The sequence below is a fragment of the Saccharothrix tamanrassetensis genome (genome assembly GCF_014203665.1).
Lineage (GTDB): Bacteria > Actinomycetota > Actinomycetes > Mycobacteriales > Pseudonocardiaceae > Actinosynnema > Actinosynnema tamanrassetense.
Window position 1 is genome coordinate 807,433 of the sequence record NZ_JACHJN010000002.1, and the last position, 14,611, is coordinate 822,043.

Below are 14,611 nucleotides of genomic sequence, written 5' to 3' on the forward strand. Positions count from 1 at the left end.
TACCGCGTGCCACGATGGCGGCATGGACGCCGTCACCTCGGTACCCGAACCGGTCAACGAAACCGTCCGCGAGTACGCACCGGGCAGCCCCGAACGGGAGTCCCTGCGACGCCGGGTCGCCGAGCTGGAGGGCACCGCCCACGAGCTGACGATGACCGTCGACGGCCGGCAGCGGATGGCCGGCGGCGACCGGGTCGACGTCGTGCAGCCGCACGACCACCGGCACGTCCTCGGCGTCACGGCGCAGGCCACGAACGAGGACGTGGCCGACGCCGTGCGGGCCGCCAAGCGGGCCGCACCGGGCTGGCAGGAGCTGCCGTTCGACGAGCGCGCCGCCGTCCTGCTCAAGGCCGCCGACCTGCTCGCCGGCCCGTGGCGGGACACCCTGAACGCGGCCACGATCCTCGGCCAGTCCAAGTCGGTCCAGCAGGCCGAGATCGACTCGGCGTGCGAGCTGATCGACTTCCTGCGCTTCAACGCGCACTTCGGTCGCCGCCTGCTGGCCGAGCAGCCCGCGTCGAGCGCAGGCATGTGGAACCGGTTCGACCACCGCGCGCTGGACGGCTTCGTGGTGGCCATCACGCCGTTCAACTTCACCGCCATCGCCGGCAACCTGCCGCTCGCCCCCGCCCTGATGGGGAACACGGTCGTCTGGAAGCCGTCGCCGACGCAGCAGCTGGCCGCGCACTACACGATGCGCCTGCTGGAGGAAGCCGGTCTGCCGCCGGGCGTGGTCAACCTCGTCACCGGCGACGGTCACGCGGTCAGCGAGGTCGCCATGGCCGACCCGTACTTCGCCGGACTGCACTTCACCGGCTCCACCAAGACGTTCAAAGCGCTGTGGCGCACCATGGCCGACCACCTGGACAGCTACCGCGCCTATCCCCGGATCGTCGGCGAGACCGGTGGCAAGGACTTCGTCGTCGCCCACCCGTCCGCCGACCGCGGGGCTCTGGTCACCGCCCTGGTCCGCGGCGCTTTCGAGTACCAGGGCCAGAAGTGCTCCGCCGCGTCCCGCGCCTACATCGCCCGTTCCGTCTGGGCGGAGATCCGCGACCAGCTCGCGGACGTGACGAACTCCCTGTCCTACGGCGACGTCACGGACTTCAGCCACTTCGGCGGCGCGGTGATCGACGCCCGCGCGTTCGCCAAGCACAAGGCCGCACTCGAAGCGGCACAACAGGAAGACACCGTCGAGGTGCTGGCCGGCGGCACGTGTGACGACGAGGTGGGCTACTTCGTGCGGCCCACCGTCCTGGTCGGCACCGACCCGCAACACGACGTCTTCACCACGGAGTACTTCGGCCCCATCCTGTCCGTGTACGTCTACGAGGACGGCGACTTCGCCGACATCCTGGACGTGGTCGACACCTCCACGCCGTACGCGCTGACCGGCGCCGTCTTCGCCACCGACCGTGCCGCCGTGGAGCAGGCCGGCCGCGCACTCCGTTACGCCGCAGGGAACTTCTACGTCAACGACAAGCCCACCGGAGCCGTCGTGGGGCAGCAGCCGTTCGGCGGCAGCCGGGGTTCGGGCACCAACGACAAGGCGGGCTCGATCTTCAACCTGCAACGCTGGATCAGCCCGCGCTCGATCAAGGAGACCTTCGTCCCGGCGACGGACCACACCTACCCGCACATGGGTTAGCGGTCCGGCAGGTGTGGCGCGCGGCGGAGGAGGGAAACCACCTGGGGTGAACCGGAGAAGACGCGAAGCCCTGGAGGCACTGGACCGCCGAATGCCGTTGCCCTTTCAGGCGTTCATGGTGTCACTGGCCGCTGTGGCGTTGCTGGCGCTGGGCATCTACCACATCGCCCTCGGAGACACACGGGCCGGCTGGTCCATGTCGGGCTTCGGCGTCCTCGCCGCGCCGTTCGCGTTCTGGTTCGCCCGCTCGGCAGGCGACCTGCGCCGCGCACGCGAGGAGGAACCCGCGCGCGGCGACTAGTCGTACTCGTCGTACTTGCCCCGCGACTCCAGCAGCCGCCTCAGCGAGGCCAGCCGGCCGGGTGACGCCTCACCGGTCTTGACCAGTTCGTCCAGCATGCAGTCCGGGTCTGCCGGCGCGCCCAGGTGCCCGCACCCGGACGGGCACTCCTCGGCCATCGCCTTCATGTCCGGAAACGCGGCCACGATGTCGTCCGGCGTGATGTGCGCCAGCCCGAACGACCGGATGCCCGGCGTGTCGACCGCCCACCCGCCCTCCGGCAACGGCAGCGCGACCACCTGGGTGGACGTGTGCCGCCCCTTGCCGACCCCGCTCACCACGCCCACCGCCCGGTTCGCGTCCGGCACGAGTTTGTTGACCAGGGTCGACTTGCCCACGCCCGAGTGCCCGATCAGCGCGGAGAGCCGGTTCGCCAACCGTCCCCGCAGCTCGTCGGGGTCGACGTCCGACCGCGTCACCACCACCGGCAGGTCCAGCTCGGCGTACGCGGCCAGCAGCTCGTCGGGCGGGGCGAGGTCGGACTTCGTCAGGCACAGCAGCGGTTCCAGCCCGCCCGCGTACGCCGCGACCAGGCACCGGTCGATGAAACCCCGGCGCGGCTGGGGATCGGCCAACGCCGACACGATCACCAGCTGCTCGGCGTTGGCCACGACCACCCGCTCGAACGGGTCGGTGTCGTCGGCGGTCCGCCGCAGCACCGACCGGCGGTCGTCCACCTTCACGATGCGCGCCAACGTGTCCGGCTGCCCGGACGTGTCGCCGACCAACCCGACCCGGTCGCCGACCACGACCGGCGTGCGCCCCAGCTCCCGCGCCCGCATCGCGGTGACGAGGCGTTCGGGGTCGCCCTCCAGCGCACACGTCCAACGCCCGCGGTCCACGGCGACGACCATCGCCGGCACCGCGTCGGCGTGCTCCGGGCGGCGTTTGCTGCGCGGCCGGGTGCCCTTGCCCGGCCGCACCCGCACGTCGGACTCGTCCAGCCGCCGCCAGTCCTGCCCCACGGTCAGCGCACTCCGAGCATCGTCGCCCACATCCCTGGGAAGTCCGGAATCGTCTTGGTGGTGGACCCGATGTCGTCGACCGAGACGCCGGGCACCACCAGCCCGATGATGGCACCCGCGGTCGCCATCCGGTGATCCGCATAGGCCCGCCACTGCCCGCCGCGCAGCGGCCGGGGCCTGACGACCAGCCCGTCCTCGGTCTCCTCGGCGTCACCGCCCAGCCGGTTGACCTCGGCCACCAGCGCGGCGATCCGGTCCGTCTCGTGCCCGCGGATGTGCGCGACGCCGCGGATCCGCGAGGTCCCGTCCGCCAGCGCCGCCAGCGCTGCCACGGTCGGCGTCAACTCGCTCTCGTCCCGCAGGTCGACGTCCAGCCCGGACAACCGCTCCGGTCCCCGCACGGTCAGCCCGCGGTCGTCCAGCACGACGTCGCAGCCCAGGCGCGCCAGCAGGTCGCCCACCGCGCCGCCGGGCTGGGTCGTGGCCTCGGGCCAACCGGGGATGGTCACCTCGCCGCCGGTCACCGCCGCCGCCGCGAGGAACGGCATGGCGTTCGACAGGTCGGGCTCGATCCGCCAGTCCCGCCCCGCGATCGCACCCGGCTCCACCCGCCACAGGTCGGCCGACGAGTCGTCCACGACGACACCGGCCTCCCGCAGCATCGACACCGTCATCTCGATGTGCGGCAACGACGGCACCGGCTTCCCGTCGTGGACCACGGTCACGCCGCCCTCGTACCGCGCGCCCGACAGCAGCAGCCCGGAGACGAACTGGGAGGAGGCCGACGCGTCGATCGTGACGTCCCCGCCCGGCAGCCCGCCCTTGCCGTGCAACGTGAACGGCAGCGCCTCACCGTCGATGTCCGCGCCCAACGCCCGCAACGCGTTCAGGATCGTGCCCATCGGCCGCACCCGCGCGTGCTCGTCGCCGTCGAACACCACTTCGCCCACGGCCAGCGCCGCGGCGGGCGGCAGGAACCGCATCACGGTGCCCGCCAGCCCGCAGTCCACCGCCGCCGGCCCGCGCATAGCGTGCGGTGTGACCAGCCACGACCCGTCCGGCCCGGCGGTGATCCCGGTGCCCAGCGCCACCAGTGCCGCCGCCATCAGCTCGGTGTCCCGACTGCGCAACGGGGCGTGCAGCGCGGACGGCCCGTCGGCCAGCGCCGCCAGCACCAGGGCGCGGTTGGTGATCGACTTGGAGCCGGGCACGGGTACCGTCGCGTGCACGGGGCCGTCGGCGGTGGGAGCGGACCACTGCGAAGTCATGGCCTGATGATTCCGCATCGCTTGGTCGGTGGCTCGCACCGGTGGTTCCGACGTGCGACGATGACCAATCGGAGGTGATCGGTTTTGTGCGGGAGGTACGCCTCGACCAAGAACCCGGCGCTGCTCGCCGCCGAGTTCGACGCGGTGGACGGCACCGAGGGCGAAGCACCCGGCCCGGACTACAACGTGGCGCCGACCAAGTCGGTGCTCGCGGTCGTGGAACGCCACCCCCGGGACGAGGAGGGCAACCCCGACCCGGGAGTCACGGAGCGCAGCGTGCGCGTGATGCGCTGGGGTCTGGTCCCGCACTGGGCGAAGGACCTGTCCGGCGCCGCGAAGATGATCAACGCCCGTTCCGAGAGCGTGCTGGAGAAGCCCGCCTACCGCGACTCGGCGGCCAAGCGCCGCTGCCTGATCCCGGCCGACGGCTGGTACGAGTGGCAGCCGGGGGAGGGCCGCAAGCAGCCGTACTTCATCAACCCCGGCGACGGCTCCAGCCTGGCCATGGCGGGCATCTGGTCGGTGTGGTGGAAGCAGGAGGGCGACGAGCGCAAACCGATCATCACCTGCGCCGTGCTCACCACCGACGCCATCGGCGAGATGACCCAGGTCCACCACCGGATGCCGCTGGTCCTGCCCGCCGACCGCTGGGCGGCCTGGCTCGACCCGGACAGCACCGACCCGAAGGACCTCCTCGTCCCGGACTCGGACCTGGTCGACGCCCTGGAGCTGCGGCCGGTGTCGATGAAGGTCAACAGCATCAAGAACAACGACCCGTCCCTGATGGCGGCGGTGAGCCTCACCGACGACGAGAAGCCCGAACCGACCCTGTTCGAGCTGTCATGACCCGCACCACCGTCGACACGCCGCACGGCCCGGCGAGGGCGGAACTGCACTGCGCCCCCGAGGGTCGTGCGGCCCTGCTGCTGGGCCACGGCGCGGGCGGCGGCATCTCCGCCCCGGACCTGGTGGCGGCGGCCCGTGCGGCGGTGGACGCGGGCGTGCACGTCGCCCTGGTGGAACAGCCCTACCGGGTGGCCGGCCGCCGGGCCCCCGCCCCCGCGAAACAGCTCGACACCTGCTGGCTGGCCGTCGCCGACGACCTGGGCGCCCGCTGGTTCGACGAGGTGCCCCTGCTGTTCGGCGGCAGGTCCTCCGGCGCCCGAGTCGCCTGCCGGACGTCCACCGAGGGCCAAGCCGTAGCGGTCCTCTGCCTGGCCTTCCCGGTCCACCCGCCCGGCAAGCCGGACAAGTCCCGCCTACCCGAACTCGACGCCGTGGAAGTCCCGGCCCTGGTGGTCCAAGGCGAGAACGACCCCTTCGGCTGCCCGACCCCGGCGCACCGCCGCGAGGTGGTCCTGCTGCCCGGCGACCACAACCTCAAAGCCGACCTGGAAGGCCTCCAACGAGCCGTGGGCGAGTGGCTCGACCGCATCCTGCGCCCCCTCGACTAGCCCTCAGCGCAGACCCCGCCTGCCCCGCCGGACACACCGACCCGGGTGCGCTCCGGTCGTCAACGGCTCGCAATCGCCGCCACAACCGCCTGCGTGAGCTTGACCAACTGATCCGGCGCGATCTCGACCTCGAGCCCCCGCCGCCCCGCCGAGCAGAAGATCGTCCCGAAGCCCTCCGCCGAGACGTCGAGCACCAGCGGCAGCCTCTTCTTCTGCCCCAGCGGCGAGATCCCGCCCGCCACGTACCCGGTGGCACGCTCGGCAGCCGCGATCTCGGCCATCCTCGCCTTCTTCCCGCCCACCGCCGAGGCCAGCGCCTTCAGGTCCAACTGCGCGGTGACCGGGACCACCCCCACCGCCAACTTCCCGTCCACCTCCGCCACGAGTGTCTTGAACACCCGATCGGGTGAGATCCCGAGCGCCTCGGCCGCCTCCAGCCCGTAAGACTCGTGCCGGGGGTCGTGCTCGTAGGCGTGCAGCTCGTGCGCCACCTTCTGCTTGTACAGCAACGCCGTGGCAGGCGTCCCACGTCCAGCCATGGGCGCGAACCCTAGTGCCCCCACCGCAGCCGCAGCACGCGGGAATGCCCGGCGAGGCGTTCGCGTTACTGGTCGACGTGGCAACCGAGGTGATGGAACAGCAGGTCAGCAGGCCGAGCGCGACGAGACCGCCGCGTGGTTCGGCTCCCTGCCGACCGGGCGACCGGCGCGTATCCTCGAATACGTCCCAGACAGCTTCAGCCACCGCGCCCAGCAGCCGGTGGGAAGGGAGCGCGGTGCCAGCCACGCGAACGCAGGACATGCCGACGGACGAGACAACGGCCGAACGCGTCGCGCGCTTCGAACGCGACGCGATGCCGATGCTCGACCAGCTCTACTCGGCTGCCCTGCGGATGACCCGCAACCCGGCCGACGCCGAGGACCTGGTCCAGGAGACCTACCTCAAGGCGTACGCGGCTTTCGCGTCCTTCTCGGAGGGCACGAACCTCAAGGCCTGGCTGTACCGCATCCTGACGAACACGTACATCAACGGTTACCGCAAGAAGCAGCGCCAGCCGCTGCAGCAGCCGACCGACGAGATCACCGACTGGCAGTTGGCCCAGGCGGAGAGCCACACGTCGACCGGTCTGCGCTCGGCCGAGATGGACGCGATGGACCGGCTGCCCGACTCGGACGTCAAGGAAGCCCTCCAGCGCCTCCCCGAGGAATTCCGGATCGCGGTATACCTGGCGGACGTCGAAGGCTTCGCCTACAAGGAGATCGCAGACATCATGGGCACCCCCATCGGCACCGTGATGTCCCGGTTGCACCGGGGCCGCAGGCAGCTACGCGAACAGTTGGCCGACGTCGCCCGCGAACGCGGCTTCCTCCGCAACGGTCAATCGGAGGTGGCGGGCCGATGAGCTGCGGCGAACCCCACGAGACCGACTGCTCGGAAGTCCTCTCCGAGGTCTGGCTCTACCTCGACCACGAATGCGACGAACGTCGCAAGCAACTGCTCCAGACCCACCTCGACGAGTGCCACCCGTGCCTGGAGCAGTACGGCCTCGACGAGCACCTCAAGGCGCTCCTGGCCAAGAAGTGCGGCGGCGAACACGCCCCGGAGGAACTGAAACAACGCCTCCGCGCCCGCATCCACCAGGCAACGGTCGAGGTCGAGACGATCGAGGTAGAGGTAGAGGCCCGCACCACCGCAGACAACGCCTGACCCCACCCACACCCCGCGGTTCGGGCCGCGCCACGCGCGCCCGGCCAGTCGGCCGCGCGCCAGCGCACACCTCTGCCTCTGCGTGTCATCCCCGTATGGCCTGCCCGCAGGGAACCGCATGTGTCAAGGGCAGATCGAACCCGCGACCACCGAACACCCACATCGATCTGCCCTTGACGCATGTGGTTGTCTTTGACCTGGCCATACGGGGATGACACGCAGACCACCGCCCTCAAAGCTCAAAGAGCTTCGCAGGGCTCTTGTGGAGATCCTTGGCGGTCTGCCCGTCCGGCGAGGACGCCCTTACGCCCTTCGGACGAGGCCCCGTCCGCCGAGGACGCCCTGCACACCATCCCCGCTGCGACCTCGCCCCCACCCCGCCCCAACAACAAGGGCCGCCCCGGAGCCACAGCTCCCGGACGGCCCAAGCCGCACCTGCACAGATCAGGCGTTGGGGCGCTTCCCGTGGTTGGCGCCACCCTTCTTGCGGTCGCGGCGCTTGCGGGCACGCTTCGACATGGGGTTCTCCTAGTGCTGCTCAGATTGCTTCTTGCCGTGCTCAGATCTGCGACATGCCCAGATCCGCTTCGTGCTCAGATTGCTTCACACCAGTGTGTCACGCCGAGACCTCCACCCGGCGCGGGGTCTGAACCGTGGTTGGATGGCGTCCGAGCGAAGGAGAGCGATGGCCGAGGAGATCCGGGCGGAGATCGTCGCCAACGTGGCGCAGATCGCCGTCAGAGAGGGCGACGACGTCACCCACGAGACCACCGTCGTCATCCTGGAGAGCATGAAGATGGAGATCCCGGTCCTCCCCGAGGGCTCCGGCCGGATCAGCCGCATCACCGTCAAAGAGGGCGACGTCGTGCAAGAGGGCGATCTGATCGCGGTGGTGGAGTAGCTGTCCACGCTCACCGACCTGCTGGCCGAGCACACCAAGCTCTCCGGTGCGGCCGTCGACCACCTGCAGCTGGTGGTCGCGGAGTGGCAGCTGCTGTCCGACCTCAGCTTCGCCGACTTCCTCCTGTGGGTGCCGCTGGACGACACCACCTTCCTGTGCGTCGCCCAAGCCCGCCCCACCACCGCCCCGACCGCGCACCCCGAGGACGTGGTCGGCAGCACGGTCGACGTCGAGGAGCACCCCCAGCTCCGCCGGGCCATGGCCGAGTCGCGCATCTGCCGCGAGGAGGACCCGCGCTGGCACCTCGGCGTCCCGGTCCGCCGTGAAGCCATCCCGGTGAAGCGCCACGACCCGGTCAAGCACCACGACGAGGTCATCGCGGTCCTGAGCCGCAACACCAACCTGGCCGTCCCGCGCGTGCCGAGCCCCCTGGAGATCTCCTACCTGGGCAGCGCCGCCGACCTCTGCCAGATGATCTCCGACGGCACGTTCCCCACCACCGAACCGTCCCCGGACGTGCACACCAGCCCCCGCGTCGGCGACGGCCTGATCCGCCTGGACGCCTCCGGCGCCGTGGTGTTCGCCAGCCCCAACGCCCTGAGCGCGTACCACCGCATGGGCCACGCTTCCGACCTGGTCGGTGTGCACCTGGCACCCCTCACCCGGTCCCTCATCGGCGACCCGTTCGACGCCACCGAGGTAGCCCAGCGCATCCGGTCGGCTCTCGACGGCCAGCCCAGCATGCGCATCGAAGCCGAATCCCGGCGAGGCGCGGCCGTCCTCTTCCGCGCCCTGCCGCTGCGCCCGCGAGGCAGCGCCGCGGGTGCGCTCGTCCTCTGCCGCGACGTCACCGAGGTCCGCCGCCGGGACCGCGCCCTCATGTCGAAGGACGCGACCATCCGCGAGATCCACCACCGCGTGAAGAACAACCTCCAGACGGTGGCCGCGCTCCTGCGCCTGCAGAGCCGGCGCACCAGCTCCGAAGAGGCTCGCGAGGCCCTCGCCGAGTCGGTCCGCCGGGTGACGTCCATCGCCCTGGTGCACGAGACGCTCTCCATGTCCGTCGACGAGCGGGTCGACCTGGACGACGTCGTGGACAAGGTCATCCCGATGATGTCCGACGTGGCGGCCACCGAGTCCCAGGTCGTGGTGAGGCGCGAGGGGCCGTTCGGCATCGTCCAGGCCGAACTCGCCACCCCGCTGGTGATGGTCCTGACCGAACTCGTCCAGAACGCCTTCGAGCACGCCTACGCCGCCGGCGAGCGCGGCGAGGTGGTCGTGCACGCCGAGCGTTCCGCCAAATGGCTCGACGTGGTGATCTCCGACGACGGCAAGGGCCTGCCGCCGGGCTTCTCGCTGGAACGCACCGACCGGCTGGGTCTCCAGATCGTGCGGACCCTGGTGGAATCCGAACTCAGGGGCAGTCTGAGCTTGCGGCGCAGGCCCCGAGGCGGTACAGAGGCGGTCCTGCGCGTACCGCTCAGAGCGCGGCGTTAAACTAACCCCCGTGCACACGTGACGACCTACCTCAGCGGAGTCACGTGGTCATGCGGGAGGGTGTGCAACACAAGCGAAAGGCCCGACACCTGGCACGGTGTCGGGCCTTTCGTCTGCGTTGTGCGCGACGCTCAGGCGTTGCTGCGAGCCCTGGTCCGGGCGTTGCGACGCTTGAGCGCGCGGCGCTCGTCTTCGCTCATCCCGCCCCACACGCCGGCGTCCTGGCCGCTCTCCAGTGCCCACGCGAGGCAGTCGGAGACGACGGGACAACGGCGGCAGACGGTCTTCGCCTCGGCGATCTGGAGGAGCGCGGGACCGCTGTTCCCCACGGGGAAGAACAGTTCGGGGTCCTCGTCGCGGCAGATCGCGCGGTGGCGCCAGTCCATTGGAACTACTCCTCAGCTAGGCGCGCTCAAGGCACGCCACTCGTCAGCGGTCGGTTTTTGGGGTGCTTGTGAATGCTTTCACGAACGGCCGGGATGTCAAGGGGTTAGCACTAACCCGGTGAGTGAACTCACCCGAAAGATCGACTGGGTTCAGCCGGCTTTCACTCTGCGGTGTCGCTACAGGCCACGACATCGCGGATGGGTAGCGCTCCGGTCACACCACGGTCACACCGCAGTGATCTTCTCGCCGCCAGGCGCCGGCCCGCCCGAACCCCGGCCCGCCCGTCGGATCCGAGCCCGCCGGTCGAACCGTGCCCGTCGGATCTCAGCCGGTCGAACCGTGCCCGTCCGACCTCCGCCCGGTCACACCGCGACCGTGAGCGCCTGCCGCACCGACGTGAACTCCACTTCGGTGCACACGCCGAGCAGGTCGCCGTCCACCTGCAGGTTGACCGGCTCGGGGCTCGTCACCCTGACGAACTCGACGTCGTCACGCCTGAGCAGGTTCGCGCCCTTGGGGTTCCCGTCCGTGGCCAGAAGATGCGTCACGTAGCGGGTAATTGTCGGCAGACCCAGCGCACGCAGGGCGAACAGCCCGAGATCACCGTCGAACGACGTGCTCGGGTTGAGCCGGATGGCCTTGTCCTTCAGGTAGGTCCACGGGTCCGTGTTCGACACGAAGGCCAGCCGCACGTCCTCGAACGGCTCCTCGTCCGGGATCCGCACGGTCAACCGCGACGGGTGCCGCCGCTGCGTCACATAACTGGCGAACGCGGTCCGCACGTACAGCGCCGGTGAGGCCTCGCGCCCCTTGGCGCGCTGCTCCTCCACACCCGCGACCACGTCGGCGTCCCAGCCGACACCCGCGTTGAACGTGAACCACCGGTCGTACGACGAACCCGCGCCTGCCGAGGACACCCGGCCGAGCCCGACCTTCCGGCTGGTCCCGTGCTCGATGGCCTGCAACAGGCGGTAGGTGGCTTCCACCGGATCGCGGGGCAACCCCAGGGCGCCCGCGAAGACGTTCGCCGACCCGCCGGGCACGACGCCCAGCATCGGCACGCCAGGCCCGCTGCCGTTGCGCAGCACGCCGTTGACGACCTCGTTCACCGTGCCGTCCCCGCCGTGCGCCACGACCAGGTCGTACGCGTCCACCACGGCCTGCGCGGCGGCGTCCGCCGCGTGCCCGCGGTAGTTCGTCTCGACGATGTCGAGCTTCACATCGCTGGCCAGCGCGTGCGCGAGCACGTCCCGGCCGGCAGGCGTGGTCGCCGTCGCCTGCGGGTTGACCACCAGAAGTGCGCGCACTACTGAAGGGTAGGACAGCGCGTGACCCGGCACAGGTTGCGCTTCACCCGGAGGAGGGTTCAGGGCGCACGAAAGTGGTCCAGATCTCCCTTCCCGCGTACCGCTGCGGAGGTCCCCGCGACAAGTGCACCCCGGCCCGACCGCCGGCTTGCCAAGGAACTCCCTTGATCTTCGCTCTTGGGACGGTGGAACGGGACTCGCCAACCGGGTGGCCTACGATGCGTGACGAGTACGCACCGTGAGGAAAGGCCCAGCGTGACACAGGAGAAGCGGATCCCGCGCGAGGTCCGCACCGCCGGCGTGCTGACCGCCTTGCAGGGCCTCGTCGGACTGGCCTTCGCGGTCGCGCTGGTGATCCGGGCGTTCGCCGTGGACCACGTCGGCGACGTGCTGGGGGAGGCCGCGTACTTCGCGGTGCTGGGCGGCGGCGTGCTGGCCGCCGGCATCGGCCTGGTGCTCGCGAAGCACTGGGCGCGCACGCCGGCGATCGTCGTGCAGCTCCTCCTGTTGGGTGTCGCCTGGTACACGTACGGACCATCCGGTCAGCAGCTGTACGGCGCCCTGCTCGGCTTGTACGTCGTGGTCGTGATCGTGCTGCTGTTCACCGCCCCCGTGCGCCGGTGGGCGCTGGGCGTCGACGAAGCGGACGAGTGACCCACCGGACGCCAGGCGCGGCAAACGAATGGCATAGCAAAAGGGTACGAAACCGGCGAGTAGGGCCATTCGGACGCCGACTATCGGCTGGCTGAACGCCAACTAACGGCGGGTGTTCGGATTCACCTTGACGAGTGACGCTGTGGATGGTGATTTCACCACTCCCTGCGTTCGTCGAGGTGACAAGTACATGCGATTGAATCGCGCCCTGTCCGCGGTGGTCGGAGCAGCCACCGCACTGATCTCCGCACTCGCGATGACCACCCTGGCCCCTGCCGCACAGGCCCAGGAGTCCGACGTCACGCCGTACATCATCGGTGGTGGCACCGCCGGCAACGCCCCTTGGGCGGCCCGTCTCTTCCGCAACGGCCAGCAGAACTGCTCGGCCACCATCATCGCCCCGACCTGGATCCTGACCGCGCAGCACTGCGTGGCCAGCTCCGGCACCTACACGTTCCGGGTCGGCAGCCTCGACCAGACCACCGGCGGCACCCTGGTCACCGCGACCCGGATCATCCAGCACCCGTCGGTCGACCTGGCGCTCGCGCAGCTCGACCGGTCGGTGTCGGCCACCTACGCGCCGCTGGGCACCACCAGCGCCGTGCAGACCGGCCAGACCGTGCAGCTCTACGGCTGGGGCGCGACCTGCACCAACCAGCCCGAGATCAACTGCCAGTCCCGCTACCTCAAGGTGGCCAACACCCGGGTGACCTCGGTCAACGGGCGTGACTACCGGGGCGGCGTGGCGATCTCGGTGACCCGCGTCGACGGCATCGCCGCCGGCGGCGACTCGGGCGGCCCGATGTTCGCCACCAGCCCGGTCGACGGCAAGCGCTACCAGGTGGGCGTGGCGTCCACCAGCGACCGCTCCCGCACGTCGAACTACACCGCCGTCACCCGCTACCGCGACTGGATCCGTTCCTACGCGGGCGTCTGACGACACCACTTCCCGGCCGAGGGGGTTGACTCCCTTTCTCCCTGCACCGCCCCCTCGGCCGGGCACCACGGGGTTTGGATTTCCACCGGTTCACCAGTCACAATCACCCTGCGTGTTCACGATTGGCGGATGGACACGAACGGAGTAGCCGGATACCGTTCGGCTGGCGTTCGCGCCGCTCCGGAAGCGTTCAGGGTGAGGTGCGTGGTGCAAATCCCCCCGAGGTGGGTTTCGGCGAGTGGTGACGCCGAGCGCCCCAACGTGGCCCGGCTGTACGACTACTACCTCGGCGGCGCGCACAACTTCGCGGTCGACCGCGCGTTCGCCGAGCAGTTCACGAAGCTCGTCCCCACCGCCGAGATGGTCCAGCACACCCGTTCGTTCCTGCGCCGCGCGGTCCGGGTGTGCGTGGAGAACGGCATCCGCCAGTTCCTCGACCTCGGCTCCGGCATCCCCACCGCGGGCAACGTGCACGAGGTCGCCCAGCAGGCCGACCCGACCTGCCGCGTGGTGTACGTGGACAACGAGCCGGCGACCGTCGCCCACGGCCGCACCATGCTGCGCGGCAACCCGAGCGTGGCCATGGTGGAGGCGGACGTCCGCGACCCCGACGCCGTGCTCTGCTCGCCGGAGGTGCGCAGGCTGCTCGACCTGTCCGAGCCGGTGGGCGTGCTGATGGTGGGGATCCTGCCGTACCTGTCGGACGACGACCGGCCTGCCGAGGTGGTCGCGCGCTACCGCGCCGCGATGGCTCCCGGCAGCCACCTGGTGGTCAGCCACCTGACCGCCGACGTGCAGCCGGAGTTGGTGGAGAAGCTGGTCGCCGTGGTCGCCGAGGCGCTGACCCCGGTCGTGGCCCGGTCCCGGTCCGACATCGAGCCCGTGCTGGCGGGCTTCGACCTGCTGGAGCCCGGCCTGGTGCTGGCCACCCGGTGGCGCGGCGAGGGTGAGGCCTCGACCGGCGCGGAGACGATCAACTACGGCGCGGTGGGCGTCAAGAGCTGAAGCTTCACCGCAGCCGTCCGTCACCCCGGCTGTACATAACCGCGTCGTCCGTTATCCCGGCTGTCCGTCACCGCGTCCCAGGCGACTCCGAACCCTCCGTCAGCCGCCGCGTCTGCTCCCTGAGCACGTCGATCGCGCGGGTCACCCAGTCCGCGATGACCTCCTGCTGCTCGGGCGAGTAGCGCGAGGTCAGCTCACCCATCGCCGCGCTCAGGCCGGCGAACACCCGCCCGAACCCGTCACCGATCGCGGTGACCACCACCCGCCTGCGGTCCTCCGGGTCGGGGTCGCGGCGGGCGAGCCCCGCGCGTTCCAACCGGTCGATCACGCCGGTGACCGCACCGGGTGTCAGGCCGATGCGCTTGGCCAGGTCACCTGCGCTCAGCGGGCCGTGCCGACCGATCAAGGCCAGTGCCCGCTGGTCGACGGCAGTGACCCCGAGGTGCGCCCCCACCGCCTCGTGGTACGCGACCACGGCGGTGCTCAGCTCACGCCCCAGATCGCTCATGCCGAGCACTTTAACGCGCCAGATATTTCAGTA

18 protein-coding genes are annotated in these 14,611 nt (G+C 70.5%); 11 read left to right on the plus strand and 7 right to left on the minus strand.

The features are described from left to right. The first annotated feature begins 22 nt into the window (after positions 1-22). Positions 23-1,648, plus strand: coding sequence for an L-glutamate gamma-semialdehyde dehydrogenase (gene pruA / locus FHS29_RS08705; RefSeq protein WP_184689843.1), 1,626 nt, complete (start codon positions 23-25; stop codon positions 1,646-1,648). Positions 1,649-1,739: 91 nt separating this feature from the next. Then, positions 1,740-1,949: a hypothetical protein gene (locus tag FHS29_RS08710; protein WP_184689844.1), complete on the plus strand. Its 210-nt coding sequence runs from the start codon at positions 1,740-1,742 to the stop codon at positions 1,947-1,949. On the opposite strand, the gene rsgA is transcribed toward FHS29_RS08710, so the two are convergent. Further along, positions 1,946-2,953, minus strand: coding sequence for a ribosome small subunit-dependent GTPase A (gene rsgA / locus FHS29_RS08715; RefSeq protein WP_184690113.1), 1,008 nt, complete (start codon positions 2,951-2,953; stop codon positions 1,946-1,948). The genes FHS29_RS08710 and rsgA overlap by 4 nt on opposite strands. A 2-nt stretch (positions 2,954-2,955) precedes the next feature. Further along, positions 2,956-4,221, minus strand: coding sequence for a 3-phosphoshikimate 1-carboxyvinyltransferase (gene aroA / locus FHS29_RS08720; protein WP_184689845.1), 1,266 nt, complete (start codon positions 4,219-4,221; stop codon positions 2,956-2,958). A gap of 84 nt (positions 4,222-4,305) precedes the next feature. Between aroA and FHS29_RS08725 the strand changes: the two genes are divergently transcribed. Continuing rightward, complete coding sequence (locus FHS29_RS08725) at positions 4,306-5,067, plus strand: SOS response-associated peptidase (protein ID WP_184689846.1); 762 nt, start codon at positions 4,306-4,308, stop codon at positions 5,065-5,067. Then, positions 5,064-5,675, plus strand: coding sequence for an alpha/beta hydrolase family protein (locus tag FHS29_RS08730; protein WP_184689847.1), 612 nt, complete (start codon positions 5,064-5,066; stop codon positions 5,673-5,675). Before FHS29_RS08725 ends, FHS29_RS08730 begins: the two co-directional genes overlap by 4 nt. 59 nt (positions 5,676-5,734) lie before the next feature. On the opposite strand, the gene ybaK is transcribed toward FHS29_RS08730, so the two are convergent. Next, a complete protein-coding gene (ybaK, locus tag FHS29_RS08735; RefSeq protein ID WP_184689849.1) occupies positions 5,735-6,214 on the minus strand; it encodes a Cys-tRNA(Pro) deacylase in 480 nt (159 codons plus the stop codon). Positions 6,215-6,474: 260 nt separating this feature from the next. Between ybaK and FHS29_RS08740 the strand changes: the two genes are divergently transcribed. Together FHS29_RS08740 and rsrA are read left to right on the plus strand one after the other, a co-directional pair. Beyond that, a complete protein-coding gene (locus FHS29_RS08740; protein WP_184690114.1) occupies positions 6,475-7,077 on the plus strand; it encodes a sigma-70 family RNA polymerase sigma factor in 603 nt (200 codons plus the stop codon). Continuing rightward, on the plus strand, positions 7,074-7,382 hold the full coding sequence (rsrA, locus tag FHS29_RS08745; RefSeq protein ID WP_184689851.1) for a mycothiol system anti-sigma-R factor: 309 nt from the start codon (positions 7,074-7,076) through the stop codon (positions 7,380-7,382). The genes FHS29_RS08740 and rsrA overlap by 4 nt, the downstream gene beginning before the upstream one ends. A gap of 444 nt (positions 7,383-7,826) precedes the next feature. Here the strand turns inward: rsrA and FHS29_RS38450 are convergent, their stop codons facing one another. After that, positions 7,827-7,901: a 50S ribosomal protein bL37 gene (locus FHS29_RS38450; protein ID WP_096498094.1), complete on the minus strand. Its 75-nt coding sequence runs from the start codon at positions 7,899-7,901 to the stop codon at positions 7,827-7,829. A gap of 166 nt (positions 7,902-8,067) precedes the next feature. On the opposite strand from FHS29_RS38450, the gene FHS29_RS08750 reads away from it, so the two are divergent. Both FHS29_RS08750 and FHS29_RS08755 read left to right on the plus strand, forming a co-directional pair. Beyond that, the gene (locus FHS29_RS08750) at positions 8,068-8,283 is read left to right on the plus strand and encodes a biotin/lipoyl-binding carrier protein (RefSeq protein WP_184689853.1); all 216 of its coding nucleotides are present in this window, start codon (positions 8,068-8,070) and stop codon (positions 8,281-8,283) included. Beyond that, positions 8,284-9,780: a PAS domain-containing sensor histidine kinase gene (locus tag FHS29_RS08755; protein WP_184690115.1), complete on the plus strand. Its 1,497-nt coding sequence runs from the start codon at positions 8,284-8,286 to the stop codon at positions 9,778-9,780. 131 nt (positions 9,781-9,911) lie between these two features. On the opposite strand, the gene FHS29_RS08760 is transcribed toward FHS29_RS08755, so the two are convergent. Together FHS29_RS08760 and FHS29_RS08765 are read right to left on the minus strand one after the other, a co-directional pair. Next, a complete protein-coding gene (locus FHS29_RS08760; RefSeq protein WP_015104912.1) occupies positions 9,912-10,166 on the minus strand; it encodes a WhiB family transcriptional regulator in 255 nt (84 codons plus the stop codon). A 363-nt stretch (positions 10,167-10,529) separates the two neighbouring features. Continuing rightward, entirely contained in the window at positions 10,530-11,474 is a 945-nt protein-coding gene (locus tag FHS29_RS08765) for a diacylglycerol/lipid kinase family protein (protein ID WP_184689854.1), read from the minus strand. A 255-nt stretch (positions 11,475-11,729) separates the two neighbouring features. Here FHS29_RS08765 and FHS29_RS08770 point away from each other — a divergent pair, with 255 nt between their 5' ends. The 3 genes from FHS29_RS08770 (at position 11,730) to FHS29_RS08780 (ending at position 14,070) form a co-directional block, all read left to right on the plus strand. Next, positions 11,730-12,128 carry a hypothetical protein gene (locus tag FHS29_RS08770; RefSeq protein WP_312864825.1) on the plus strand — a complete coding sequence of 133 codons (399 nt, stop codon included), beginning with the start codon at positions 11,730-11,732 and terminating at the stop codon, positions 12,126-12,128. Positions 12,129-12,318: 190 nt separating this feature from the next. Then, positions 12,319-13,065, plus strand: coding sequence for a S1 family peptidase (locus FHS29_RS08775; protein ID WP_184689857.1), 747 nt, complete (start codon positions 12,319-12,321; stop codon positions 13,063-13,065). A 204-nt stretch (positions 13,066-13,269) separates the two neighbouring features. Then, positions 13,270-14,070 (plus strand): SAM-dependent methyltransferase, encoded by an 801-nt coding sequence (locus FHS29_RS08780; RefSeq protein WP_312864826.1) that lies wholly within the window; start codon positions 13,270-13,272, stop codon positions 14,068-14,070. A 67-nt stretch (positions 14,071-14,137) separates the two neighbouring features. On the opposite strand, the gene FHS29_RS08785 is transcribed toward FHS29_RS08780, so the two are convergent. After that, entirely contained in the window at positions 14,138-14,578 is a 441-nt protein-coding gene (locus FHS29_RS08785; RefSeq protein WP_184689861.1) for a MarR family transcriptional regulator, read from the minus strand. Positions 14,579-14,611 lie beyond the last annotated feature (33 nt).